This is a genomic window from Nocardia wallacei (assembly GCF_029868745.1).
In the GTDB taxonomy this organism is placed as follows: domain Bacteria; phylum Actinomycetota; class Actinomycetes; order Mycobacteriales; family Mycobacteriaceae; genus Nocardia; species Nocardia wallacei_B.
In genome coordinates this window covers 1-23,629 of record NZ_JARWOP010000049.1, presented here as the reverse complement: position 1 = coordinate 23,629, position 23,629 = coordinate 1, and the positions used below count along the sequence as shown (strand labels likewise).

Genomic DNA, 23,629 nt, shown 5'->3' with positions numbered 1-23,629 from the left:
CATGAACGTGTTCCGGGCGGCGCAGCATCCGGGCTGGCCCGCACATCTCGGCCCCGTACGGGTCGCCGCCGGCCGGGTCACCCTGCGCCCGATCCGCCTGCGTGACGCCGCCGCCTGGGCCCGCATCCGGGTCCGCGACCGCGAACATCTGGAGCCCTGGGAGCCGACCGGCCGCGGCTCCTGGGAGGCCCGCAACCACCCCTCCAACTGGCCGTCCCTGTGGTCGAGCCTGAAAGCCGAGGCCCGCCGCGGCGCGATGATCCCCCTGGTGATCGAGGTCGACGGCGCCTTCGCGGGCCAGCTCACCGTGGGTAACATCGTGCGCGGCGCGCTGCGTTCGGCCTGGATCGGCTACTGGGTAGCGAAAGATGTCGGAGGCCAAGGAGTAGCAACCGCGGCCCTGGCCCTAGGCCTGGACCACTGCTTCGGACCCGTTGGCCTGCACCGAGTAGAAGCGACCGTCCGTCCCGAGAACCTCCCCAGCCAAGCAGTCCTCCGCAATGTGGGCTTCCGAGAAGAAGGCCTACTCCGCCGCTACCTGGACGTAGACGGCTCCTGGCGAGACCACCTCCTGGTAGCGATGACCGCCGAAGAAGTCACCGGCACGGTAGTAGACCGGCTGATAAAAACAGGCCGAGCCACCCTCCCGTAACCCCCGCCCCCTGTTACCCCTGTGACAGGTGTGGACGGCGCGCCTGCGGGATATTCCTGTGGCACGGCACTAGCCTACGGACGTCGGTGGTGCGTCCCGCACTACCGGAAGGGAGCCGGCGGAGTGACCCGACCAGGCGGCGGTGTAACCGGCGCGCCGACGGGGCGCTGCGCCGGTCACGAGGTGAAAACCGTCGAAGGGACAACGGCCGGGCGGGGACGGAGGTGCGAGCGCGATGCCGAATTCGATCTTGTGGGTCGGCCTTGTCGTGCTCTGGGTCTTCGTGCTGTTCCCGATGCTCGCCGACCGGCACCCGCGCATCCGGCGTACCACGGATGCCGCGCTGGCCACCCGGGTGCTGCACCGCGGCGACACCAAGCGACGTATGAAGAAGGGCCCGGCCGCCGGGCACGAATCCGACCCGGACTGGGTGCCGACCCGCGTGCACAGAAAGCTTTCCCACGGCGATGATGCGGAGGATCGGATGACGACATCGACCGATGAGACCGTCACCGAGCACGACGACGAGACCGCCCGCGACCGCGATCCGGCCGAACCGACAGCCGAGACCGACAGCGAAATTCTCGAGGCCGAGATCGACGACGACGTGACCGATGATTCGGCCACCGACGACGACGGGCCGCATGCCGGCGCCGATCTCGAGGGCCCGGAGGCCGACGCCTTCGACGACGCGGCGACCGACGCGGACTTCGAGGAGTACGACAAGGAATCTGCCGCCGAGCCCGCTCCGGCGATGGCGCGCATCCCCCCGGCTCCCGCGGCGGCCGACCCGGCAGCGCTGCCGGAGGAGGACGAATTCGATTCGGACGACCCGGATTTCGTGCCGACCCGGCGTGGCCGCGGTGGCTACGACCCGGAGTCCGACGCGATGGCTCGCCGGATGCGCTACCGCTTCCGTCAGCGCACCGCGCTCGGTCTGGCCTTGAGCGCCTTGATGTTCGGCGGTTTCGCGTTCGCCGTCGCGCCGATGCTGTGGTGGGGCTGCGCGCTGGCCGTCCTGACGCTCGGCACCTACCTCGCCTACCTCCGCCGCCAGGTGCGCATGGAGGAGGAGATCCGCCGCCGCCGTGCCGCCCGCCTGTCCCGCGGCCGTCAATTACCGGACCGCCCCGCCACCGACGGCCGCCCCGCCCGCGACGACAGCGCCGCCCTCGACCGCGACGCCGCCCGAGTCCTGCGCCGCCGCGCGGTGGTTCTCGACGTGGACGACGAGGACGCCGCCTTCGACCACCTCGAGCCCTTCGACGCCGCGACCGCCCGAGCCACCCGCAACCGCGCCGCCGGCGGCGAAATCCGGCGCGCCGCAGGCGAATAGGCCAGTTCGCTACGTACCCGATTCGCGGGTCGGCGTTTCCCCCGGCTCAACGTGACTGTCCTCGGTGCGGCGGAGGTCCACCACGAGTGGGTACCTCCGTCGAGCCAGACGCGGTGCAGTTCAGGGCATGGTTTACCAGGTATTTCATACGAATGTATTGACTCACGCGTTGGCGAGCTCCTATCGTGCAATACGAACGTATGAAAGGAGCTTCTATGCTGCGGGTAGTTGAGTTGGTGGGGTTGTGCGCACCGCTCGTCGGGGCTGCGCTGGTGCTGTATTACCGGCGGCGGATGGGTGGGGCGTTCGGATTCGCGCTTGCGGGTGCTGCGGTGGCGGGCAGCGGTTCTGTGGTCGGCGTGGTGACCGGGCGGGCGATGTGGTTCGGCGGCGGTGGGGCCGAGGGCATCACCGAGCGGATGGAATTCGGGGGCGGTGTGCGCAATTTGCTGCTGGCGGGGGCCTGGGTGTTGCTGTTGGTCGCGATTGCGCGGCGGCCGCGCCGGGTCGAGGTGCGGTGATGGCGGGATCGGTGGTGTTCGGGGCGGGGGAGGTCGCCGTCGTGGCGCTGGCCGTCGGGTCGCTGGTGTTCGGGCTGCGGCTGGCGCGGCGATACCGGATCGCGGGGCTGTCGCTGGCGGCCGGGTCCCTGGTGTGGCTGCTCGCGGAGGCGCTGCGCGGGCTGCAACTCGGTGTGGTGGGCCCGGCGTTGGCCGGCGACGAGCACGAGTCCGCGCGCATGATCGTGAACCTGCTGGGCGACACGGTCTACTTCGGTGTCGGCGGGATCGGCGTGCTGCTGCTGTTCTTCGCGGCGGTGGTCGAGCGGCCCGACGTGGACGGACGTCGCGAGCCGGTCGCGGCGGCGCGGCAACTCGGCGCGGCGGCCTGGCGCTACTATCGAGACCGCAATCGGCGGGAGAGGAGTCGGCCCGATGGGCGCTAGGCAGGCGGCGGCGACCGCCGAGGCCACCGACCGTCGCCGCGCGTTGCTCGACCGGCTGGCCGAGGTGATCGCCGAGGACGGGATCGAGGGCGTCAGCATCCGCACCCTGGCCGCCCGCGCCAACGTGTCGATCGGCACCGTGCAGTACTACTTCTCGACGAAGAACGATCTGCTGCTGCGGGTTTGGGAGCACGTGCGAGACGAGGCGGCCCGCCGCTTCCTGAACTCCGGCGTCGCCGACCTGCCACCGGAGGAACGCCTGCACCGCCTGACCGACCTGCTCATCGCCCCCGAAAGCGACGACACGCTGGCCCGCGTCTGGCTCGCCCTGGCCGCCCGCGCCGCCCACGACCCGGAAATCGCCGCCCTGCACCGCGGCCAGTGGCAGCAGACCGAGGACATCATCGCCCGCGCCCTGACCGCCGTGAACCCCGCCCGCGCGAGCGAAGCCACCGACGCCGCGGCCGAACTACTGGGCCTGCTGGACGGTCTCACCATCGCGGTCCTCACCGAACCGAACCGCATGCCCCCGGGCCGCGCCACCCGCATCGCGCGCCGCTGGACCGCTGCCTGGTCGAGCTAGTCCGGCGTCCGCCACGGCACAGCAGGCACCCGTGCGCGGCGTGTCGCAGGGCTGCGTGACCGGTTTGCGGTGATCTTGTGGCGGGACCGTCGGTGCCCTGTGACATGCTGTGGATGCCGATCGGAAACCGTTCGGCCGGGACACGATCGGAGTCTGTCGAGGCGAGGAGGCGTGGCATGGCCGACGCGGAACTGGAGTTGACCGCCGGCGACGCGCGGATGGTGGTGAACACCGCCACCGGCCGGATCGCGAGCCTCGATATCGGCGGCCTCGGCATTCTGCGGACCGGTGCCCGGTTCGGCAGCTTCCCCATGGCACCGTGGTGCGGGCGCATGCGCGACGGCGTGCTGACGTGGCACGGGCGCACCTACCACCTGCCCCGCAACGCCGAACCACACGCCATCCACGGCACGGTCCGCGATCGGCCCTGGCGGGTGCTCGACAGCGATGGCACCGAAGCCGTTCTCGCGCAGGAACTTACCGAGCCGTGGCCGTTCGCCGGGCGAGTGACGCAGTCCTTCCGGCTCGCCGCCGACTCCGCGACCTTCCGCATGAGCGTCGAATCGGCCGCGGATTCCTTTCCGGCACAGGTCGGCTGGCATCCCTGGTTCCGGCGGACGCTGGACACCGACGGCAAGGCGGTCGAACTCCGATTCACCCCGGCGTGGCAGGAGCGGCGCGGCGCCGACTATCTGCCCGACGGCCACCGCATCGCCCCGCTGCCGGGCCCGTGGGACGACTGCTTCGCCATGCCCGAGGGCGTGACCGCGACCCTCACCTGGCCGGAAACCCTCGAGCTGACGATCACCAGCCCGCTGTCGTGGGTGGTGGTCTACGACCTTCCGGCCGAGACCGTCTGTGTCGAACCGCAATCCGGCCCGCCGAACGGCCTGAACACCGAGCCCCGGACGGTCACGCCGGAGCGGCCGCTGGTGGCCGAGATGTCCTGGCGGTGGCGCGCTCTCGACTGATCAGCCGCGCCTCACCGCGCGCGAGGAATCGGGAACCAGGCGTCCGGCCTCGACGAGGGTCCGCACCGCCGCCCGTCGCCGGGGGCACTCCTCGGTGCGGCAGTTGAGATGCATCTGCATGATGGCGTGGGCCTTCTGCGGCGTCAGCTGGAGGGGCTCGATCCAGCAGGTACTGAACATGTCCACGTCGGATGCCTCTTTCTCGATCCCGGAAACCCATCGGCGCGCCGTGCCCGGGGGACCGCAACGCCGGTGTCGTCGAGACTATTCAGCGATTCCGTTCGAAAGAATGTGCCGACGGGACGGATTGTTGGTAATTTCGGACAGTGGTTTCGTTTGGTGTACCGCCCGGCGTGCTACCTCACAGCAGCGTCAGCGTGCGGATGATGGTCAGTGTCGGACAGGCGCACGGTCTGGACGAAACATTGTTATTGGCGGGTACCGGAATAGGCGTCGCCGACCTCGACGACGAGAATGCGCAAATCTGGCCGGATCAGGAATTCGATGTTGCCCGGAATCTGCTCGGGCACCTCGGCGACGCGCCCGGTCTGGGCGTGCAGACCGCTCGGCACGCCACCATCGGCAAGGGCGGCATGGTCGGCCTGGCGGCGCTGGTCAGCCCGACGATCGGCGACGTCCTCTCGATCACGGTTCGCTACCAGGACCTCGTCTCCGTCGCGGCGCGCTATTCGCTGGAGGACCGCGGTGACGAGGTCGCGATCGTGGTCGACGGCGCTACGGTCCCCGCGGATGTGCGGGACTTCTTCATCGAGCGCGAAGTGGCGTTCATCTTCATGGCCGGCGAGTTGCTGGATGTCGATATCCCGGTCCTGGGCGTCGAGATGCAGATGTCGGCCGAGCGCGGTGACGAGCTGGCCGGGCTCACGCCGTTCGACCGTCACCCGATCGTCTTCGAGCGTCCCCGCAATCTCGTGAGACTGCCCCGCTCCTTCCTGGACCACCCTATGCCACAAGCGGATTCGCGCACCGCCTCGGCCATCGAGCGGCAGTGCCGCGAAGCGCTGCGGCACTTGCTCGGGTCGAGCTGGCGCCTCACGGCGAAGGTGCGCGAACGACTGCTGAGCGACCCGGACGGAATGCCGTCGATGGTCGAGATTGCCGCGGAGTTGCACGTCACCGTGCGCACCCTCCGGCGCCGACTGGCCGAGGAAGGCGCCACCTTCCGCGGCCTGCTCAACAACGTCCGCGAGATCAAGGCGGCCGAGCTGCTGCGCACCTCCGCGACGGTGGAGGATGTGGCTCGCCGCCTGGGCTACGCCGAGACCGCGAACTTCACCCACGCCTTCACCCGCTGGCGCGGCATGTCGCCGCGGGCGTACCGGCAATCGGTATTACGTAAGTAGATTTCGCCGGGATTTTTCCAGGACCGCGGCCGGGGGAAATCCGAGCAATACCAGTCGACTGATAGTTGAAGAAAAAATATCTTCACCACAATAGTCCGCAGGCAATTCTTGTGAGCGAACACAGGTGTCTGAGCCACTGTGTTCGGACAGCTGTCGAAAGAGCTGTCTCGCGCCCTGAATGTCCGTTTATCGAGCCGTACGCGATGGCGCGCCCGGGTCGAATCCGACCCGGGCGCATGGTGCTGTGGAGTGTCGTAGCACTCGACCGGTCAGCTGTTGCTGGCGACCGACAGCGTGCGGCCGGACCGCCGCCCGGCCGCGAGGGCCGGGATCCGCGGCAGCTCCGCCGATTCGAGGGCGGCGTAGTAGACCGCCTCGTAGCCGGCGCCGAGGTGCTCGCTGGCGAAGCGCTCCATCACGCGACGCCGGCACGCCGCCGGGTCGAGTTCGGCCGACGCGGCGATCGCGGCAGGCAACTCGGCAGGGTCGTCACAGATGATGCCGGTGACGCCGTGCTCGACCACCTCCTCGACCGCTCCGCCGCGGAGCGCCACCACGGGAGTGCCGCAAACCATCGCCTCGATCATGACGATTCCGAAGGGTTCTTCCCAGCGAATCGGGAACAGCAAGCAGCGTGCCTGAGAAAGCAGCAGCTTCTTGGCAACCGAGTCTGCCTCGCCGAATACCAGATCGCGAGCCGTCAACAACGGACGCACCGATCGCTCGAAATAGGCCTTTTCCGGGGGCTCGTTCATCTTCGCCGCCAAGACCAGTGGAACTCCGGCGGCATGAGCCGCCTCCAACGCCAGATCCGGGCCCTTGTAAGGCGCGTAGCGACCCAGGAACAATGCGAAGTCCTGCTTTTTCGCCTGGAATGGGAACTCGCTCGGCCGGATCGAGTTGTACACCCGCCCGAGCCAATTCAGCTCGGTGGCCAGGCCGCGCTGCCGATCGCTGATGGCGACCAGATGGGCCGTGTCACCGAGTGCCCGATAATATTCGCCCGGGTCGCCGTCGACCGGGCCGTGCACGGTCACCACGGTCGGAATGCCGAGTTCCTTGTACATCGGTGCGTTCAACGGCCCCGCAAAGGTGTGGTCGTGCACGATGTCCACTCGCTCCTTTTGCGCGATCTCGGTGACGATGCGTCGCACCTTGAGGGCGTTGAGGACCTCCGGGAAAGGTTCGCCGAGCCGGTCGGAAAGAATGTCGTCCCATACGGGCACGAAATCCGCCTTGGTCCCGGGGCGCCCTGCTCCGAGCAGAGTGACTCGATGCCCGCAGTCGACGAGCGCGTCGGCGAGCTGTGCGACCACAGCCTCGACGCCGCCGTAGCCGGCCGGTGGGACCTCGAAGTACGGCGGCGCGACCATCACGACATGCAGTGGTGAGCCGGATCCGCGCAGCTGATCGAGAATCGAATCGGTGCCGGACAGGGTACTGCTCATGGTGCTTCCTCCTCGATGGTGTGGAGTGATGACCGAGTCTCGTCCGGATGGCGTGGTCGGCTCGGTCGGCGCCTCGACCGCCTGGCTCAGATAAGCCGCGGCGGCGAGGTACAACTGACATCCGGGACCATGGCCGGCGTGCACCGTTCGCACGAATCTAGCTTTTTCCGGCGTCAGTCCCACGGGTTCACAGCCGCAATCGCGATATTGCGCCAGCCAGAGGTCGGCTTCGGCGCGGTGTGCGGGCTGTTCTGATTCGTTCACGAGCTGTGCTGCAGGCTTCGAGGTACCTCAGCATTCACCGCACTGCCCTCCGGTCGTCGTGAATCAATAAGTTTCAGACAATCGAGAACTACCGACCGCGGAAAACGGTCGGCATTTTAGAATATAGGCTTTCATTCCGATAAATTCGGTGGACATCACATCGGATCGGCGGCGCTAAGTGCGAAACTTCTCGGCCGTGTCGGATGTGGTAACAGCCGGTTCTGCGTAGAATTCTTCGGCAATGCGCAATTGGTCGGGATCGCCGTCGCGGGACGGGCGGATGATGCGTTGCGTGTCCTGATCGAGCAGGGCTCGACGGTGAGCAATATCGAACATGCCGCGCTCCTCGTGGTTGCGCTCCGCCGGTTCCGGCGGGCGATGCTCGCGCATGCTTGGCAATTACCCAGTAAATTGTCAGACAAACCGTAACGCAGGTTTTTATTTGCGGTCGATACAAACTGGTCGCCGGACCGGTTCCGGCTTCGTGCCGTCGTGGCGAAGGGTGTTCAGGAGTCGGTGGCGGCGCGGCGGGCGCGGGCCCGGCGCTTGCCCTCGTGCATGGCCTGCACGCGGGCGATCGGGATGGTGTGACCCTCCTCGATCAGGTCGGCCGGCAGTGTCTGAGGCGGCGGCATCTCGTCGCGCCACGGGTCACGATCGCCGAGGGCGGCCGCCGCCGTGCGGATCGTGAAGTCGCCGGGGCTGATTCCGTCGAGTTCGGACCACGAGAGCGGGAAGGAGACGGGGGCGCCCGGCCGCACCCGCGGGCTGTACGCGGCTACCACGGTCGTGCCGCCGGATCGGGTCGAGTCCAGGAACACCTTGCCGCCCCGGTCTTCCCGGATGAACGCGGTGGTCGCGAGGTCGGCGTCGAGACGTTCGGCACGGGCGGCGACGGCCCGCGTGGCCGCGGCGGCGTCCTCGATGCCGGTGCCCGCCGCGATCGGGACGAAGACGTGCAGGCCCTTGGCGCCGCTGGTCTTCACCGCTCCGGCCAGGCCGTCGGCGTGCAAGGCCGCGCGGATCAGTTCGGCGGCACGCACGGCCTGGCGAAAATGCTCGCCGGGCGGCGGATCCAGGTCCAGGACCAGATGGGTCGGGCCGGTGCTGTGATCGGCGAGCAGCAGGGTGGGGTGGTATTCGATGGCGCGCTGATTGCCGAACCACAGCAGCGTGCGGACGTCGTCGCAGAGTGCGTAGGTAACCTCGCGGCGCGAACTCTCCGCCCAGATGGTCACCCGGGCCATCCACTCCGGGGTGTACTTGGGCAGGTTCTTCTGCATGAACGGTTCCTGCCCGGGGCGGATGCGCACCACCGACAGGGGCCGCTCGCGCAACCCGCGGACCATGCGGTCGCCGACGAACTCGAGGTAGTCGACGAGGTCGCGTTTGGTGGCGTCGGCGCCGTCGAACAGCGGCTTGTCGAGATTGGTCAGCGTCACGCCCTGGCGTGTCTCCTCGCCGCTCATCGCCCAACCATGCCCCGCGGCGCGGGCCCGGTCAACTGTCCGGCAGGCCTCGGCTCAGCGCGTGGTCGGCACGGCGTCACCGGTCACGCGCGTGGAGCCGGTCGCCGTCGAGACCGCGGCGGCGACGGCGAGATTGGCGGCCAGGGCGATGAGACCGCCGTTGATCCCGGCCAGTGGGTCGCGGCCGAGGGCGTGCAGGACCAGCACGATCGCGGTACCGGTCAGCAGTCCCGTGGTCGCGCCCGCGGTGGTGAGCCGCCGCCAGTACAGCCCGAGCAGCACGGCGGGCACCAGCTGCGCGATGCCCTCGTAGGACAGCACCGACAGGTTCACCAGGGCCTTCGGATAGATCAGCGCGCCGGCCAGCGCGAGCAGGCCCACGACGAAACAGATCAGCTGGGAGCGCCCGCGCTGCCCGCGATCGGTGACGCCGTCGGCGCGGCGGGTCCCGTGCAGGCCGCCGCCGAGAATGGTGCGGCCCCACAGCGTCCCGAGGGAAATGAGGAAGACGCTCATCGGCACGATGGCCGACAGCGCGCCCGCGATGCCGATGACCGCCACCACCGCCGATGGCAGCGCGTCGGTGACCAGTTCGAACAGTGCCAGGTCCGGGTTCGTCAGTCCGGGCGCCACGAACAGCGCGGCCGCGCCGATCAGCATCGGAATGACCAGTAGCAGTTGGTACCACGGCAGCAGGATGGAATTGCGGCGCAGCGGCGTCGGGCCGGCGGCCGACAGATAGCCCGCGACTGTGGTCGGGAAGATGCAGATGGTCGCCACGTTGAGCAGGATCGTGGAGACGAACCAGCCCGCGCCGAAGGTGCCGCCGCCCGCGCCGGGGAACGTCAGCCACTGCGGTTTCTCCGCGACCAGGCGATCGAGTAACTCGGCCGGACCGTCGAAGTAGTGCCAGGGCACATAGATCGCCAGGAACAGCACCGACAGCACCGCCAGCCCGTCCTTGAGGACGCTCACCCAGGCCGACCCGCGCAACCCCGACGCGAGAATGAACGCCTCGGCCACGACGAACGACACGACGGCGGCCACCTTCAGATCCACCGCGCCGTAGGACATGGCGTTCACCACCACGCCCATGCCCTGAATCTGCAACTGCACGTAGGGAATCAGGAAGACGGTGCAGACGACGGCCACCACGATGCCGAGCCGACGAGAGCCGAACCGGTGCTCGGCGATGTCGGCGATCGAGACCAGCCGATGGCGGGCGCAGTAGGTCCACAGCAGCGGCGCGACGAAGTAGGCGACCACCAATCCGCTGCTCAGATAGGCGATCAAATAGAAGATCGGGACGCCGTACCGGTACGACCAACCGGCGGCCCCGAGGAACGAGAAGCTCGTGTACGACTCGCCCGCCATGAGCAGCAGCACGAACAACGTGCCGAGCGCGCGCCCGGACACCGACCACTCGGCCATCGACCGTTCGCGCCCGCGCCCTGACAGCACCCCGATCGCGACCGTCGCCACCATCGCCACACCGAACAGCGTGACCGCCACAGCCGCATCCGACGTCATGCCGGGTCCCGCGAATCATCGTCGGCCGGAACGAATTCCGCGGCCCCCTCGCGATAGGCGGGATCGAACCGGGCCACCAGCCCGACGATCGGACCGGTCGACACCGTCACTACCAGCAGGTAGCAGATCAGGAACGGAATCCCGAATACCCGCGGCTCGATCCGGTTCGCCACGAACGGCGCCAGGCAGTACAGCGATACGGGCAGCGCCAGCAACCACAGCACTCGCCCACGCCGCCGCAGCGGATACGAGCGGTCGGGGACGTCCGAGGTGGGTTCGGGCATGGTTCGTGCCGCCTCTCACGGGTCCGGGTATCGTCCGAGCACCTTCGTTCACAGGCTGTTCCGAACCGTACTGCGCCGCCGGTGCCATCCCCTCCATCGGGCACCGACGACCGCAGCCTCAGGTCAGTTGCGCCAGCCCGGCGCGGGCCGTGTTCCCGGCGGGCAGACCTTGTCCAGCGGGTGGTACATGGGCACGGTCTTGCTCTGGTCGTCGTGGAAACAGAAGACGCCCTTGGTCGGCGGCGCGGGCTCGGCCGACGCGATCGCGGCGCCGGACATCGCTGTGGCGAGGGCGAATCCGGTCACGGCGAGGGCCATGGTGGTAGTGCGTTTCATCGTTCGATCTCCTTCATCACGCGAAGGGGACGAATGCCCCCCGTATGCATTGGATGCATGAGAGGCCGGTTCGGTTCCTTCTGCCTCCGAATACGGTCGGAGACCGGCTCAGGAGTATCGGGACTGACAGGTCTGGCGGTTGCCGAGGACACCGGCGCGGAAGGCGTCGACCCGGGCGAAACCGCTGCGGACGGTATTGCCCTCCACATCGCTGGCGGCGAGTCCGTCGCTGAGCAGGCCGGAGACGGCCTTGTCGAGATCGCCTGGGGACAGGGTGATGTCGCCGTCGGCGGGATCGCGGTTCTGGTCGCCGAGCTTCGCCGTGATGACCCCGGCCAGGCAGGCCGCGCGCAGACCGGTCTTCGCGCCGGTCAGTGCCTGGTGCGCGTTGTTCTGCACCGCCAGCGCGTAGCGGGACACGAACACCACGTAGGCGTTGTAGTCACCGCCGACGCGGGCCGGGAAGCCGTCGTGCTGTGCGGTATTCGCGAGGCCGCGCTCGGCGAGGGCGGGCACGTCGGTGCCGATCGTATTCGTCGCCGGGCAGTAGGTGACCGGTGCGGTGTCGGCGCCGTTGCGGCAGTTCAGCGTCGCGCCGTGGTAGTCGTAGGCGGGCTCGGAGGGGACGGGCATGATGGCCGCCATCGCCTTGCTCAGCTCGATCAGGCTGGCCTTGGTGATCTTCATCTCGCCGTGGTTGGGGTCGCTCTCGAACGACTGGGGCAGGTTCTTGCGGCGCTGGTTGATGTCCTTCATGTCGATCGCCTTGCAGCCCTTGGGGCCGTCGGTGAAGCCGATCTGGACGGCGGTCACCCGCTCGAACGCGGAGCCGTGCACGGCCTCCGGGTCTTCCGGGTTGGCGTCGCGGATCGCGACCGTCGCGGCGAGAACGTTGTTCAGTCCCTCGGAGGTGTTGATGGTGAAGTGGGTCGCGTTGCCTTCGGCCACATGCCGCATGAACGCTCCGGCGAAACAGTCGGCCTGCTGCTCCTTGACGATCACCGGATCCTTGGCGCCGACGATGCGCGACATGGTCTGGATGGCGTGCCCGTACTCGTGCGCCAGCACCATGACCACCGCCATCTTCCCGAAGCTCTCCTGCATCATCGGCAGCAGCACGCCGCGGTCCCAGCCGACGGAGTTGTCCAGCCGGCAGTAGGCCGCGTTCACCAAGTGGTAGGTGCTCTCCTTACAGAACTGGGTCTCCTGCGACTTCGGGTCCTTGGCGTTCCACGAGTAGAACTTGCCGACCGGCGCGAAGTCACCCTGGAATTCCTTGTGATACTCACCCTGCCAATAGGTTTGGATGTCGTCGATGGCGTTGAGCGCCAGCTTGTCGATCTCGCCACGGTCGCCGCCGACCGCGGACATCGGGGTGTCGGGCACACCCTCGCGGGGGCCGCTGGGGCCGTCGGTGGTGGGGAGTCCGGCGACCTTGAACGGGTCGTCGTAGATCGACACCGCCCGGCCGTCGACGGTCATCGTGCAGCCCGTGAGCACCATGGCTGCCAGGGCCGATACGGCAAGCGCCGTGATGGCTAGGCGTCTTGCCACCCTTCACTCCCTCCCCGGGGCAGGTCACGTCTCGGTCGCGGTCGCCGGTACAGAGTAATCGAGGGCAGCTTCGGGCCTCACCGATGTCCGGGTCATCGCATAGGATCCGGCACATGTCATCACCGGGGGCGCAAAAGATCACCGTGCGCCATGAGGGAACCGATCGGGTCTTCGACTCCACTCAGCACGTCACCGTGGGCCGCGCGCCGGAGGTACTGCTGTTCGTCGACAGCCCGCTGGTTTCCCGTGTGCACGCGACACTGACTTGGCAGGGTAGTACCTGGATACTCAGCGATAACGGAAGTACCAACGGCGTGTTCGTGGACGCGCAGCGGTTGGACGGGCCGGTGCCGATCGAGCGGCCGACGCTCGTGCGGCTGGGGGACGCGGTCACCGGTCCACTGCTGCATCTGGTGCCCGATGCCGCGCGGCAGGCGCCGCCGCAGCGTCCCGCGCCGTCCCGGGGGCAGGCCGCGGCGGACGGGCATCCGCGCGGGCAGACTCCGCCCGGCGGACATCGTCAGCAGCCGCCGCCGGGCCAGCGGCCTCCCGCGCCGCAGCGCCCGCAACAGCCGCCGCAGCGTCCCCAGGGTGGTCCGCCGCAGCGCCCGCAATCGCCGCCGCACGGGCGCGATCGCACGCCGCCGCAGCGCCCGAATTCCCAACCCCGGCAGTCGGTCCCGTTGGGTCCGAGCGCCAACATGCCCAACGTCAACATGACGACCAAGGCCGATACCTCCGCGCTGCCGCCGGTGCGCGCCCGCGCGTCCACCGCGCCGATCGCCCGCGCCGACCGAATCCCCGCCGGCGGCTTGACCATCGGCCGCACCAGCGACAACCAGATCGTCGTCAACGATCCGCTGGCCTCGCGCCGGCACGCCCGCCTGGTCAAGGGCGCCGAGGGCCTGGTCCTCGAGGACGTCGGCTCGGCCAACGGCACCTTCGTCAACGGCCGTCGCGAACAGCGGGTGGCGCTGCGCGAGCGCGACATCGTCACCATCGGCAACGTCGACTTCGTGGTGCAGGAGGGGGCCCTCAAGCACCGCAAGAAGCCCGTCACCGAGCAGGGCCTGCACGTGCACGGCGTCGGATTCACCGTCGAGGGCAACAAGCAACTGCTGATCGACGTGAACATGCAGGCCGGGCGCGGCACTCTGACCGCGCTCATCGGGCCCTCCGGCGCGGGCAAGTCCACGCTGTCGAAACTCATTGCGGGATCGACACATCCGTCCGCGGGTGTGGTCACCTTCGAGGGCCGCAACCTGCACGCCGAGTACGAGGCCATGCGCAGCCGAATCGGCATGGTGCCGCAGGACGACGTGCTGCACCGCCAGCTCACCGTCCGTCAGGCCCTCGGTTTCGCCGCCGAACTGCGCCTGCCGCCCGACTCCAGCAAGGCCGACCGCCAGCAGGTCATCGACGGTGTGCTGAAGGAGCTTTCGCTCACCGAGCACGCCGACACCCGCGTCGACAAGCTGTCCGGCGGTCAGCGCAAGCGTGCCTCGGTCGCTCTCGAACTGCTGACCGGTCCGGCGCTGCTGCTGCTCGACGAGCCCACCTCCGGCCTGGACCCGGCGCTGGACCGTCAGGTGATGACCATGCTGCGCGAGCTGGCCGACGCCGGACGCACGGTCATCGTCGTCACGCACTCGGTCGCGTGTCTCGACATGTGCGATCAGGTGCTGCTGCTGGCGCCCGGCGGTAAGACGGCGTTCTGCGGGCATCCCGCGACCGTCGGCGACTTCCTGGGCACCAGCGACTGGGCGGATATCTTCGCGCGGGTCGCCGCCGACCCGGACCGGGCCTTCGCGCACTACCGGTCCCGGCAGGCCGCCGCGACTCCGCCGCCACCCCCGGTCGCACCGCGCGGCGGCGGTGGGCAGCCTCCGAAATCCAGTGGCTGGAAACAGTTCTCGACACTGTCGCGGCGGCAGGTGCGGCTGATTCTGGCCGATCGCGGCTATCTGGCGTTCCTGGTGGTGCTGCCGTTCGTGCTGGGCATCCTGTCGCTGGTGGTCCCGGGCGAGAACGGCTTTGCGCCCGGCGTGCCGGTGCCGCTGCCGGACGGCACGTTCGTCCTCGACGGCGGCGGTGAGACCCAGCAGTTGCTGGTGGTGCTCATTCTCGGCGCCTGCTTCATGGGCTCGACGCTGACCGTGCGCGACCTGGTCGGCGAGCGTCCCATCTTCTTCCGCGAGCGCGCGGTGGGGCTGCTGCCGTCGGCGTATCTACTGGCGAAGGTCGCCATCTTCGGTATCGCCGCGCTGTTGCAGTCGGCGGTGCTGGTGGGGATCGTGCTGGCGGGCAAGAACCCGCCCGGCAAGGGCGCGCTCATCCCGTCGGGCAGCGTGGAGTTGTATTTCGATCTGGCGTTCACGGCGGTGGCGTGCGTCGTCATCGGGCTGCTGCTGTCCACGGTCGCGAAGTCCAACGAACAGGTGATGCCGCTGCTGGTCGTGATGATCATGTGCCAGCTGGTGATGGCCGGCGGCATGATCCCGGTGACCGACCGCATCGTGCTGGAGCAGCTCTCCTATATCTTCCCGTCGCGCTGGGGTTTCGCCTCGGGAGCCGCGACGGTCGATCTCCGCTATCTGTTCGCGAACGCCCAGCCGGACGCGATCTGGCAGCACAAGGCCGGCTTCTGGCTGCTCGACATCGGCATGCTGCTGGTGATCACGGCCGTGCTGTCGGTGCTGACGTGGTGGCGGCTGCGCCTGCGGAAGACCTCGGCATGATTCAGCGAACCCGCAGCTCAGTGTGGGAATCCTGCCCTGCCCCGAGCGTGTCGGCAGCGCAGCAGGCACACTTATGCATGTGACGGCTCGAGTTGGGGCAATGCATCTCGGCTGGGATGTGGTGTCCGTGGCCGCAGGCGGCGGTGGCACACCGATCCGCCCGGTCCAGGTGGAAGGCACATACACGCCGCCCGCGTATCTGCTGGCGGACGCGTCGGGCCGACTGCACACGGCAGGCGCCGAGCGGCAGCGTCCCGACCTGGGCATCGCCATCTCCGATGTGCGCGACGTGCTCGGCCATCGGCAGATCCGGATCGCGGGTGCGACCTGGCCGGTGGAGCTGGTGTTCCGCGCCCGCCTCTACAACCCGCTGGCCGCGATCGGTAAGCACGTGCGCGGCAAGCCGCAGGTCGTGGCGCTGCCCTACCCGGACGACTGGCCCGACGAGAAGATCGACGAGTACTGCCGGGTCGTCGAAATGCTGGATGTGGCAATCGAACCGCTACCGGAATCGGTGGCGCTGTCGGGATACGTGCGGGCACTCGGCCTGGTCCGTCCGCCCGAGGCCGGTCGCGGCGGTAACGGGGCCACCGGCGTGTACTCCGACGGCCGGATCTGCCTGGTGGTCGCGGTGCACGGCGACGACGAGCAGCCCACCGAGTCGGTCGGCGTGCCGATCGCCCCCGACGCCATGCGCGACGCCCAGTCCGCCGACAACGTGGTGATCGAGGTGATGGCCGCGGCCCGCTCCATCGGCGCCGACACCTCGACCGTGCTCCTCACCGGAAACGTGTGTTTCAACGACGCGCTGCGGCTGGCGTTCCAGAACCACCTGGGTCACCGGCTGCGCGTCGCGGATCATCCGATGCACGCGCTGGCGCTGGGCGCGGCTCACCTGCTCGTCACCGACAGCGAATATGCCGACGAGGAACCGGACCACCCACATCCCGCCTCGGGACCCGTTGCGCGCCCGGCAAACCCGGCCTCGGGTCCCGCCACCCCGGGCTCGCAGCCCGGAGGCCCGTCGACCGGCTCGGCCTCGTCGGGGCCGTCGCCCGGAGACCCAGGTCCCGCCACATCGGCATCTCCACGTGGGGGCCCGTCGTCGGGGCCGGGTGCCTCTGGCTCGGGTCCCGCAACGCCCGGATCGCGGCTCGGAGGTTCGTCGTCTGGGTCGCCGCTCGGAGAACCGTCGTTCGGGTCGGGTCCCGCATCGGGATCGCCGCTCGGGGGGGCGTCGTCCGGGTCGGGGGCCACGGCGCCCGGCGCGCGTGGTGCGGGGCAGGACATCGGACAGCCGGGGGCCGGGCGTCCGGCGTCGGGGGAATCCGGGGTGGACCCGGGGAACTCCGGGCCGGGCTCGGCTGGACAGGCGACGCCCGGCATGCCCAGCGGGGGACCGGGGGCGGGGCCGACCCAGCATTTCGGTTCTGCGGGGGCACAATCCGGGCTCACGTCGGCCGCGCCCATGATGGCGGCTCCGGTCGAGGGGGGCGGGCGGCACAGCCTGCGCACCCCGACCGATCAGGTGCGCCACGCGGGTGGCCGCCCGGTCGACCAGGGTATTCGGCATGTCGGTCCCGTCGTGGCATCGTCCCGTCGCGGGTCGGACACGATTGCGCGGGAAGCGGATTCGCCGCCGCGGCACGGCCGCCACGCCGCCCGCGAACCCGACCACGAGCAGACCACCCGCATCACGCGCGACCAGACCGCGCTCAACGAGACCGGCAGCCGCTTCACCCGGCCGCCGGAGATCCCGCCCGACGACCAGCTGACCACGGTCCTCGGCCGTCGTCCGGCCGACGACCAGGCCGAAGCCGAACGCCCGAGCGGAACCCAGCCCGCTCCGGACGCCGAACCCGGCGACGAGCCGGAGCACGGCAAGCGCTCGCGCAAGGTCAAGGACAACCCGTTCGGCGCCCCGACGATCGTCGGCGTGGTGGCATTGGCCGCATTCCTCCTGCACCCCGGCGGCGCGGCCGACCACTCCGCCCGCCCGGTCCTCGACTCCGCGCCCCTCTGCGCATTCACGCCGCAGGACCGGTCACACGGCACGAACCAGGCCCGCAACTCCGACGACTGCCCACGCCTCGGCGTGCACAACCTCCGCTACACGATCCCCACACCCCGCGGCACCATCGACCCGGGCCCGCCCATGCACATCTGAGCGGCGGGCACGCCGGGCACAGCTGTGGGCACGCCGGGAACACTCCGGCCGGAAGGACAGCTGCGGCGCGGGCAGGGAGGAGCGGCGCTGCTACCGATCCAGTGCCTCATGTCCGGAACGCCGAATATTCGGCCACCGGGGCGAGGGCACATTCGGGCTGTGGCAGTCGCCGCCCGGTACGTCCGTGCCGGTCGAACGGCCTTCGCGACCGATTTCAGGGGCCGATGGGCCTGCTGGTATCGTTGCCCGTTGGCGTGCGGTACGTCGCGGAATTCTCGCGTCGTCCGACGGGCCCCGGGTCTCCACTGGCCGCCGGGATCACCCGACCGCTCGCCTGGCCGGCAGAACACGACGACAGACAGGGAAGCACTGTGCCTACGTACAGCCCGAAGGCGGGTGACGTGACCCGGCAGTGGTACGTCATCGACGCCACTGACGTAGTGCTCGGCCGCCTTGCCGTGCAGGCAGCGAATCTGCTGCGGGGCAAGACCAAGCCGACCTACGCGCCGAACGTCGATGGTGGCGATTTCGTCATCATCATCAACGCCGACAAGATTGCGATCGCCGGCAACAAGGCCGACCGCAAGTTCATCCACACCCACTCCGGGTTCCCGGGCGGTCTGAAGACCCGGTCTGTCCGTCAGCTGATGGAGACCCGTCCCGAGCGTGTCGTGGAGCGTGCCATCAAGGGCATGATCCCGAAGAACAAGCTGGGCAACCAGATCGCCCGCAAGCTGAAGGTCTACGCCGGCTCGTCGCACCCGCACGCGGCCCAGCAGCCCGTTCCGTTCGAGATCAAGCAGGTGGCCCAGTGACCGCTCCTGAGGAATTCAACGAAGAGTACGTCGAGGAGGCCCCGGCCGAGGTCGTCGAGGACGGCGCCGGCTACGAGGAGCCCTTCGAGGCCACCGTCGCCCCGGCCCTGATCGACCGCCCGGTGCAGACCGTCGGCCGCCGCAAGGAGGCCGTGGTCCGCGTCCGCCTGGTGCCCGGCTCCGGCAACTTCGTGCTGAACGGCCGCACCATCGAGGACTATTTCCCGAACAAGGTGCATCAGCAGCTGGTGAAGTCCCCGCTGGTCACCGTCGAGCGCACCGAGAACTTCGACGTGTTCGCCCGCCTGGTCGGCGGCGGCCCGTCGGGTCAGGCCGGCGCCCTGCGGCTGGCGATTGCCCGCGCCCTGATCGAGGTCACCCCGGACGACCGTCCGGCCCTGAAGCGGGCGGGCTTCCTGACCCGTGACCCGCGTGCCACCGAGCGCAAGAAGTACGGCCTGAAGAAGGCCCGCAAGGCTCCGCAGTACTCGAAGCGCTGATCTTGCGGCGTGCGGCCTTCGTACGAGAGCAGGCGCCCCGTCCGGGCGCCTGCTCTCGTGCTGTATCCAGCCGCGGCACTTCGTAATCGGCCACGCGGACGGGCAGCCTGCGTGACTATGGAGGTTCCCGCGGACGCGCAACCAAGACCGCGGCCGGGCACCGCGATCAGACACAAGGGGCGAGGGAATGGGACGTTTGTTCGGCACCGACGGAGTCCGCGGGCTTGCCAACGAGTCGTTGAGTCCGGAACTGGCGCTACATGTTTCGGCCGCGGCGGCACAGGTTCTCGGGCGCGGTAAGCGCCGCGCGGTGGCGGTGGTCGGCCGCGACCCGCGCGCCAGCGGCGAGATGCTCGAGGCCGCGGTCACCGCGGGCCTGACCGCCGCCGGGGTGGACGTGCTCTCGGTCGGGGTGCTGCCGACACCGGCCGTCGCCTACCTCACCGCCACGTACGACGCGTGCCTGGGCGTGATGATCTCCGCTTCGCACAATCCGATGCCCGACAACGGCATCAAGATCTTCGCCGCGGGCGGTCGCAAGCTCGACGACGCCGTGGAGGACCGCATCGAGGAACTGGTGCGCGAACGCGCCTTCGTGCGCCCGACGGGTGCGGGGCTGGGCCGGATACTGAGCCAGTCCGGCATCGACGGCCACGTGGACGACCACTACAGCCTGCACGGCACCCACGAACGCTATGTCGAGCATTTGGTGGAGGCGACCGGCCGCGACCTCAGCGGGCTGACGGTCGTGGTGGACTGCGCGCACGGCGCGGCCTCGGACGTGGGACCGGCGGCCTACCGCGAGGCGGGCGCGCGGGTCGTCGCGATCAACGCCGAACCGAACGGCCTCAACATCAACGACCGCTGCGGCTCCACCCATCTGGACCAGGTCCAGCGCGCGGTCCGCGAGCACGGCGCCGACCTGGGCCTGGCGCACGACGGCGACGCCGACCGCTGCCTGGCCGTCGACGCCGCGGGCGCGGTGGTCGACGGCGACGCCATCATGGCGATCCTCGCGGTGGCGATGCACGAGGCCGGCGAACTCGCCCACGACACCCTGGTCGCGACCGTGATGAGCAACCTCGGCCTGCACCTCGCGCTGCGCGAGGCCAGAATCACGGTGCGTACCACCGCCGTCGGCGACCGGTATGTGCTGGAGGAACTGCGCCGCGGCGGCTACACCCTCGGCGGCGAGCAGTCCGGGCACGTGGTCTTCCCGAAGTTCGGCACCACCGGCGACGGCGTGCTGACGGGCCTGAAGCTGATGGCCCGCATGGCCGAGACCGGTCGCGGCCTCGACGACCTCGCGAGCCTGGTGCGGACGGTGCCGCAGGTGCTGATCAACGTGCCCGTGTCGGACCGCGCCGCCGTCGCCGCGGCCCCCGAGATCCGCGACGCCGTCACCGAGGCCGAACGCATCCTCGGCGAGTCCGGGCGAGTCCTGCTGCGGCCCAGCGGAACCGAGCAGCTGGTTCGCGTGATGGTCGAGGCCACCGATCCCGACCGTGCCCGCGAACTCGCCGACGATCTTGCCAAGCGCGTGGCCGCCATCTGAGGGAAGTCGGCGAAAGAGTGCGTGAGCTGCGGTGAGGCGTTAATCTCGACTGAACGTCCGGTAGCCGTCGGAGGGATCGGGAAGCAAGGCCCGGTGCCGCCACGTATGGTGGACGTCGAATCCTGATGCGGCAGCGAAAGCTTGGGTTTCCGTGAGGGGGAACAGTGAACACGCTGAAGCTCGATCCGGCGGCAATGGCCGCCTACACCACCATCGCGGATACGGTGTCGCAACAACTGGCGTCGGCGGCGGCCGTCGCGGAGGGCGCCGTGAACCAGGAGAAGCTGTCGGCCGACCTGGGCATGCTGGGCGCTGATTTCGCGGCCCGGTTCACCGCGGCGGTCTCCGAGCACGCGCAAGCATTGTCGACGGCGGGCCAGCTGGTCTCCGCCTACGGCCAGGTGCTGCGCGGATTCGACACCTCGGTCCAGGGCGGCGACGCCGAGGCGGCCGCGGCCATCACCCGGACCGGGGAGTCCCTGCCATGAGGCGCCTGCGGAACCGGCCGACCGAACCCGCCGCCACCCCCGCGTCCACCGCCACCCCCGCCGGCGACCCGCCGATCATCGCGAGGCTGGTGGAACCGATGCTGGCGCTGCGGGCTTCGCTCGGCACCGGCGTCCCCGTCCCCGACGCGACGATCGCCGCCGCGCTGTCCAACGCCTCGGCCCAGGCCGCCGAGACCGAAACCCCGCACCGCGACGGCCTGCACGCCATCGAGTCCAGCATGGTCGGCCAGACCTCCGATGCCGCGGTCCCGGCGCTGCGCACCACGCAGACCGAGATAGGCGACATCTCCGATCGCGGCCCGGCCTATCTGGCCGTGCTGTCGGACGCGCAGTCCACGAGTTCCCGGGCGGCGAAGCGGGTCGACGTGATCATCGACGACTTCCGCCGCGACGCCCGCGTCATCCTGGACAACGCCAACTCGGCCCCCGACACCGATGCCGTGATCACCCGTGCCACCCAGGCGCTGCGCGACGCCATCGGCACGGTCACCGCGGCGCGCACCGAGATGAACGATCACAGCCGCCGCCTGGACGAGATGGGTCCGCTGACGGTGAGCGCGCCGTCCGGCATGGCGCAGAACTACGGCACCCAGACGCAGGGCTGGTCGGCGCCCGGCCAGTCCTCGACGATGCCCCCGCAGTACTCGGCCGTGCCCGGCCAGCCGCCGGGGCAGCCGATGGATCCGGCGCTGGCCGCGCAGATGCAGTTGCAGCAGCAGCTCATCTCCGCGGGCGTGCAGATCGGCACCACGGCGATCAACGCCGGTGTCGATATCGGCACGCATCTGATCGACAAGATCGCCGAGGTCGGCACGCACGCCATGGACACCGTCGCGGCCTCGGCCGACAAGGCGATCACCGAGGCCATCAACCCCGACGCGGCCGACAGCACCACCTCGAGCGGCAGCAACGGGTCGAGCAAGCTGTTCGACTTCGGCGGCGGCTCCGGGCATTCGGGACAACAGTCCACGCCGTCGGGCGCCGCGCCGGGCGGCGCCGTCATCCCGCCGTCGCAGAACACTCCGGCCGCGCCCGCCGCGCCGGAGAAGTCGGAGCCCAAGCCCGCCCCGATGCCCTCCCCGGTCATCCCGCCGAGCGACCCGGTCCCGCAGGCGTCGGCCCCCGCGCCGAAACCCGCCGCGCCCGAGCATGTTCCCGGCGCGACCGGCGGGCTCGCGTTGCCGCCGCCCGCGTCCGGCGATCAGGACCACAAGCCGCGCGGCGAGGGCCAGCTGGGGGTGACCGTTCCGGCGCGGGTCGAGGAGACGGTCCCGGCGGCCGTCATCGGCGACTTCGGCGATGACACGATCTGATCCCGGCGCACCGCACCCGGACGACGGCAACCCGTTCGAGCTGGGGCTGCCGATGGTGCGAATGCCGGCCCGCCGGCCGAAGCGACGCCGTCCCGGGCGTCGTGGCGCGCGGCGTCGCCGACCGCCGCCACCCGACGTCCCCGAGGCGCTACCCATGACCGACGGTCCTTCCTATCAGTCGGGTGAATGGGAGCAGTGGCTGGATTCCGCGCCGCCGCAACGGGAGCCGAGTGTTGTGGTGACGCCGTCCGAGCCGTCCGAATCGTGGGGTGAGGAGCCTCTCGCCGAGGATCGGCCCCCCTTGGTTCCGGCGCTCGTCGATCGGTCGGGCGGCAATCCCGGTCCGCGGCTGCGGCATCCGCGAAGGCGGCAGCAGGCGGACAATCGCCGCCGCGACAAGGTGGTTGCCGCGCTGATCATGCTGGGGCTCGGCGTGGTCGTGGTGGCGATCGTGCTGACGGTCATCCACACCGCCCGGGATCGGACGCCGACCACCGCCGCCCGCACCACGGCCGCCGCGCAGGGTGTGCCGACCCGTTCGGCCGCCGCACCGGCCGCGCCCGTGCCCTCCACCGGCCAGCCCGCGACCTTCGCCGCGGACGGCTGTGAGCAGCGGCGTACCGCAGACGTGGTGTCCGGCACCGACCCGGGCGGCACCGGCAACGGACCCGACGCCATCCTCGCCTTCGAACGCGCCTATTACGTGCAGCGTTCCGGTTTCGCGGCCCGCGCCGTCGTCGCCGACGACGCGACTGTGCCCGCGGCGGAACAGATTCAGCGCGGCATCAACCAGATCCCCGTCGGCACCCGCTACTGCGTGCAGATCACCCGGTCCGGGGAGGAGGGCCAGTGGGAGGTCCGGCTGACCCAGCAGACGCCCGACGAGGCGCCGAAGTCGTTCACCCAGACGGTCATCACCGAGACCGTCGCCAACCGCACCTTGATCAGCGCCATTCACGCGGGGTGAGCCGCGGCGTGTGGTCGTGACGGGCTGACTCGCCGAGAGTCACGGCTGGCATTCTGGGGCGCGTGACCGCATTCGCCTGGAGCCACAACGCCTTCTATCACCGGCTGCTCATTCGGCAGCTGCCACGACCGTGTCGTCACGTCCTGGATGTCGGTTGCGGCGCGGGGGGGGTTTCGGGCCCCAAACCCCCCATTAAACCCCCGCTTCTTCAGCGGCCCCCCCCCCCGCGCTTGGCCACAGGTCGGGTTGGGGGTGGGGGGCGGGGGCGTGTCCGCGGCCAACCGCCCCCGGCGCGCCGAGCGGGTCGACGCCCTGGACCGTTCCCCGG

23 protein-coding genes are annotated in these 23,629 nt (G+C 69.7%); 15 read left to right on the top strand and 8 right to left on the bottom strand.

Annotation, left to right across the window (positions count from 1 at the left end; translation table 11 throughout):
- The first annotated feature begins 1 nt into the window (after position 1).
- The 6 genes from QH470_RS02585 to QH470_RS02560 all read left to right on the top strand — a co-directional run bounded on the left by QH470_RS02585 (position 2) and on the right by QH470_RS02560 (position 4,488).
- Positions 2 to 652: a GNAT family N-acetyltransferase gene (locus QH470_RS02585; protein WP_280270616.1), complete on the top strand. Its 651-nt coding sequence runs from the start codon at positions 2 to 4 to the stop codon at positions 650 to 652.
- A gap of 235 nt (positions 653 to 887) precedes the next feature.
- A complete protein-coding gene (gene sepX, locus QH470_RS02580) occupies positions 888 to 1,988 on the top strand; it encodes a divisome protein SepX/GlpR (protein WP_280270615.1) in 1,101 nt (366 codons plus the stop codon).
- Positions 1,989 to 2,203: 215 nt separating this feature from the next.
- Complete coding sequence (locus tag QH470_RS02575; RefSeq protein ID WP_280270614.1) at positions 2,204 to 2,509, top strand: hypothetical protein; 306 nt, start codon at positions 2,204 to 2,206, stop codon at positions 2,507 to 2,509.
- Complete coding sequence (locus tag QH470_RS02570; RefSeq protein ID WP_280270613.1) at positions 2,509 to 2,934, top strand: hypothetical protein; 426 nt, start codon at positions 2,509 to 2,511, stop codon at positions 2,932 to 2,934. The genes QH470_RS02575 and QH470_RS02570 overlap by 1 nt, the downstream gene beginning before the upstream one ends.
- Entirely contained in the window at positions 2,924 to 3,517 is a 594-nt protein-coding gene (locus QH470_RS02565; protein ID WP_280270612.1) for a TetR/AcrR family transcriptional regulator, read from the top strand. The genes QH470_RS02570 and QH470_RS02565 overlap by 11 nt, the downstream gene beginning before the upstream one ends.
- A gap of 176 nt (positions 3,518 to 3,693) precedes the next feature.
- Positions 3,694 to 4,488: an aldose epimerase family protein gene (locus QH470_RS02560; RefSeq protein ID WP_280270611.1), complete on the top strand. Its 795-nt coding sequence runs from the start codon at positions 3,694 to 3,696 to the stop codon at positions 4,486 to 4,488.
- Here the strand turns inward: QH470_RS02560 and QH470_RS02555 are convergent, their stop codons facing one another.
- The gene (locus QH470_RS02555) at positions 4,489 to 4,674 is read right to left on the bottom strand and encodes a hypothetical protein (RefSeq protein ID WP_425302582.1); all 186 of its coding nucleotides are present in this window, start codon (positions 4,672 to 4,674) and stop codon (positions 4,489 to 4,491) included.
- A gap of 140 nt (positions 4,675 to 4,814) precedes the next feature.
- On the opposite strand from QH470_RS02555, the gene QH470_RS02550 reads away from it, so the two are divergent.
- Positions 4,815 to 5,852, top strand: a complete 1,038-nt coding sequence (locus QH470_RS02550; RefSeq protein WP_280270610.1) for an AraC family transcriptional regulator — start codon at positions 4,815 to 4,817, stop codon at positions 5,850 to 5,852.
- Positions 5,853 to 6,121: 269 nt separating this feature from the next.
- On the opposite strand, the gene QH470_RS02545 is transcribed toward QH470_RS02550, so the two are convergent.
- The 7 genes from QH470_RS02545 to QH470_RS02515 form a co-directional block, all read right to left on the bottom strand.
- Positions 6,122 to 7,288, bottom strand: a complete 1,167-nt coding sequence (locus QH470_RS02545) for a glycosyltransferase family 4 protein (protein ID WP_400182981.1) — start codon at positions 7,286 to 7,288, stop codon at positions 6,122 to 6,124.
- Between the two features lie 450 nt (positions 7,289 to 7,738).
- Entirely contained in the window at positions 7,739 to 7,954 is a 216-nt protein-coding gene (locus QH470_RS02540) for a hypothetical protein (protein ID WP_280270609.1), read from the bottom strand.
- A gap of 116 nt (positions 7,955 to 8,070) precedes the next feature.
- The gene (locus QH470_RS02535; RefSeq protein WP_280270608.1) at positions 8,071 to 9,033 is read right to left on the bottom strand and encodes a DNA polymerase domain-containing protein; all 963 of its coding nucleotides are present in this window, start codon (positions 9,031 to 9,033) and stop codon (positions 8,071 to 8,073) included.
- A 54-nt stretch (positions 9,034 to 9,087) separates the two neighbouring features.
- Positions 9,088 to 10,563, bottom strand: coding sequence for a sodium:solute symporter family protein (locus QH470_RS02530; RefSeq protein ID WP_280270607.1), 1,476 nt, complete (start codon positions 10,561 to 10,563; stop codon positions 9,088 to 9,090).
- Positions 10,560 to 10,847: a DUF3311 domain-containing protein gene (locus tag QH470_RS02525; RefSeq protein WP_280270606.1), complete on the bottom strand. Its 288-nt coding sequence runs from the start codon at positions 10,845 to 10,847 to the stop codon at positions 10,560 to 10,562. Before QH470_RS02525 ends, QH470_RS02530 begins: the two co-directional genes overlap by 4 nt.
- A 123-nt stretch (positions 10,848 to 10,970) precedes the next feature.
- On the bottom strand, positions 10,971 to 11,183 hold the full coding sequence (locus QH470_RS02520; RefSeq protein ID WP_280270605.1) for a hypothetical protein: 213 nt from the start codon (positions 11,181 to 11,183) through the stop codon (positions 10,971 to 10,973).
- A gap of 108 nt (positions 11,184 to 11,291) precedes the next feature.
- Positions 11,292 to 12,737: a neutral zinc metallopeptidase gene (locus QH470_RS02515; RefSeq protein ID WP_400181248.1), complete on the bottom strand. Its 1,446-nt coding sequence runs from the start codon at positions 12,735 to 12,737 to the stop codon at positions 11,292 to 11,294.
- Positions 12,738 to 12,850: 113 nt separating this feature from the next.
- Here QH470_RS02515 and QH470_RS02510 point away from each other — a divergent pair, with 113 nt between their 5' ends.
- The 8 genes from QH470_RS02510 (at position 12,851) to QH470_RS02475 (ending at position 23,301) form a co-directional block, all read left to right on the top strand.
- On the top strand, positions 12,851 to 15,475 hold the full coding sequence (locus tag QH470_RS02510) for an FHA domain-containing protein (protein ID WP_280270604.1): 2,625 nt from the start codon (positions 12,851 to 12,853) through the stop codon (positions 15,473 to 15,475).
- 79 nt (positions 15,476 to 15,554) lie between these two features.
- Positions 15,555 to 17,642 carry a hypothetical protein gene (locus tag QH470_RS02505; RefSeq protein ID WP_280270603.1) on the top strand — a complete coding sequence of 696 codons (2,088 nt, stop codon included), beginning with the start codon at positions 15,555 to 15,557 and terminating at the stop codon, positions 17,640 to 17,642.
- Positions 17,643 to 18,013: 371 nt separating this feature from the next.
- Positions 18,014 to 18,457: a 50S ribosomal protein L13 gene (gene rplM / locus QH470_RS02500; RefSeq protein WP_280270602.1), complete on the top strand. Its 444-nt coding sequence runs from the start codon at positions 18,014 to 18,016 to the stop codon at positions 18,455 to 18,457.
- Positions 18,454 to 18,957: a 30S ribosomal protein S9 gene (gene rpsI / locus QH470_RS02495; RefSeq protein ID WP_280270601.1), complete on the top strand. Its 504-nt coding sequence runs from the start codon at positions 18,454 to 18,456 to the stop codon at positions 18,955 to 18,957. The genes rplM and rpsI overlap by 4 nt, the downstream gene beginning before the upstream one ends.
- 187 nt (positions 18,958 to 19,144) lie before the next feature.
- Positions 19,145 to 20,512, top strand: a complete 1,368-nt coding sequence (gene glmM, locus QH470_RS02490) for a phosphoglucosamine mutase (RefSeq protein WP_280270600.1) — start codon at positions 19,145 to 19,147, stop codon at positions 20,510 to 20,512.
- A gap of 164 nt (positions 20,513 to 20,676) precedes the next feature.
- Positions 20,677 to 21,000, top strand: a complete 324-nt coding sequence (locus QH470_RS02485) for a hypothetical protein (RefSeq protein ID WP_280270599.1) — start codon at positions 20,677 to 20,679, stop codon at positions 20,998 to 21,000.
- Positions 20,997 to 22,334: a hypothetical protein gene (locus tag QH470_RS02480; protein WP_280270598.1), complete on the top strand. Its 1,338-nt coding sequence runs from the start codon at positions 20,997 to 20,999 to the stop codon at positions 22,332 to 22,334. Before QH470_RS02485 ends, QH470_RS02480 begins: the two co-directional genes overlap by 4 nt.
- On the top strand, positions 22,321 to 23,301 hold the full coding sequence (locus QH470_RS02475; protein ID WP_280270597.1) for a DUF8176 domain-containing protein: 981 nt from the start codon (positions 22,321 to 22,323) through the stop codon (positions 23,299 to 23,301). Before QH470_RS02480 ends, QH470_RS02475 begins: the two co-directional genes overlap by 14 nt.
- The last annotated feature ends 328 nt before the right edge of the window (positions 23,302 to 23,629 follow it).

Excerpts from the sequence above, each read along its gene's own strand:
- QH470_RS02585 (WP_280270616.1), top strand. The coding sequence starts at position 2 with ATGAACGTGTTCCGGGCGGCGCAGCATCCGGGCTGGCCCGCACATCTC.
- QH470_RS02560 (WP_280270611.1), top strand. The coding sequence starts at position 3,694 with ATGGCCGACGCGGAACTGGAGTTGACCGCCGGCGACGCGCGGATGGTG.
- QH470_RS02480 (WP_280270598.1), top strand. The coding sequence starts at position 20,997 with ATGAGGCGCCTGCGGAACCGGCCGACCGAACCCGCCGCCACCCCCGCG.
- QH470_RS02535 (WP_280270608.1), bottom strand. The coding sequence starts at position 9,033 with ATGAGCGGCGAGGAGACACGCCAGGGCGTGACGCTGACCAATCTCGAC.
- glmM (WP_280270600.1), top strand. The coding sequence starts at position 19,145 with ATGGGACGTTTGTTCGGCACCGACGGAGTCCGCGGGCTTGCCAACGAG.
- sepX (WP_280270615.1), top strand. The coding sequence starts at position 888 with ATGCCGAATTCGATCTTGTGGGTCGGCCTTGTCGTGCTCTGGGTCTTC.
- QH470_RS02520 (WP_280270605.1), bottom strand. The coding sequence starts at position 11,183 with ATGAAACGCACTACCACCATGGCCCTCGCCGTGACCGGATTCGCCCTC.
- QH470_RS02475 (WP_280270597.1), top strand. The coding sequence starts at position 22,321 with ATGACACGATCTGATCCCGGCGCACCGCACCCGGACGACGGCAACCCG.
- QH470_RS02530 (WP_280270607.1), bottom strand. The coding sequence starts at position 10,563 with ATGACGTCGGATGCGGCTGTGGCGGTCACGCTGTTCGGTGTGGCGATG.
- QH470_RS02510 (WP_280270604.1), top strand. The coding sequence starts at position 12,851 with ATGTCATCACCGGGGGCGCAAAAGATCACCGTGCGCCATGAGGGAACC.
- QH470_RS02570 (WP_280270613.1), top strand. The coding sequence starts at position 2,509 with ATGGCGGGATCGGTGGTGTTCGGGGCGGGGGAGGTCGCCGTCGTGGCG.
- QH470_RS02525 (WP_280270606.1), bottom strand. The coding sequence starts at position 10,847 with ATGCCCGAACCCACCTCGGACGTCCCCGACCGCTCGTATCCGCTGCGG.
- QH470_RS02575 (WP_280270614.1), top strand. The coding sequence starts at position 2,204 with ATGCTGCGGGTAGTTGAGTTGGTGGGGTTGTGCGCACCGCTCGTCGGG.
- QH470_RS02565 (WP_280270612.1), top strand. The coding sequence starts at position 2,924 with ATGGGCGCTAGGCAGGCGGCGGCGACCGCCGAGGCCACCGACCGTCGC.
- QH470_RS02540 (WP_280270609.1), bottom strand. The coding sequence starts at position 7,954 with ATGCGCGAGCATCGCCCGCCGGAACCGGCGGAGCGCAACCACGAGGAG.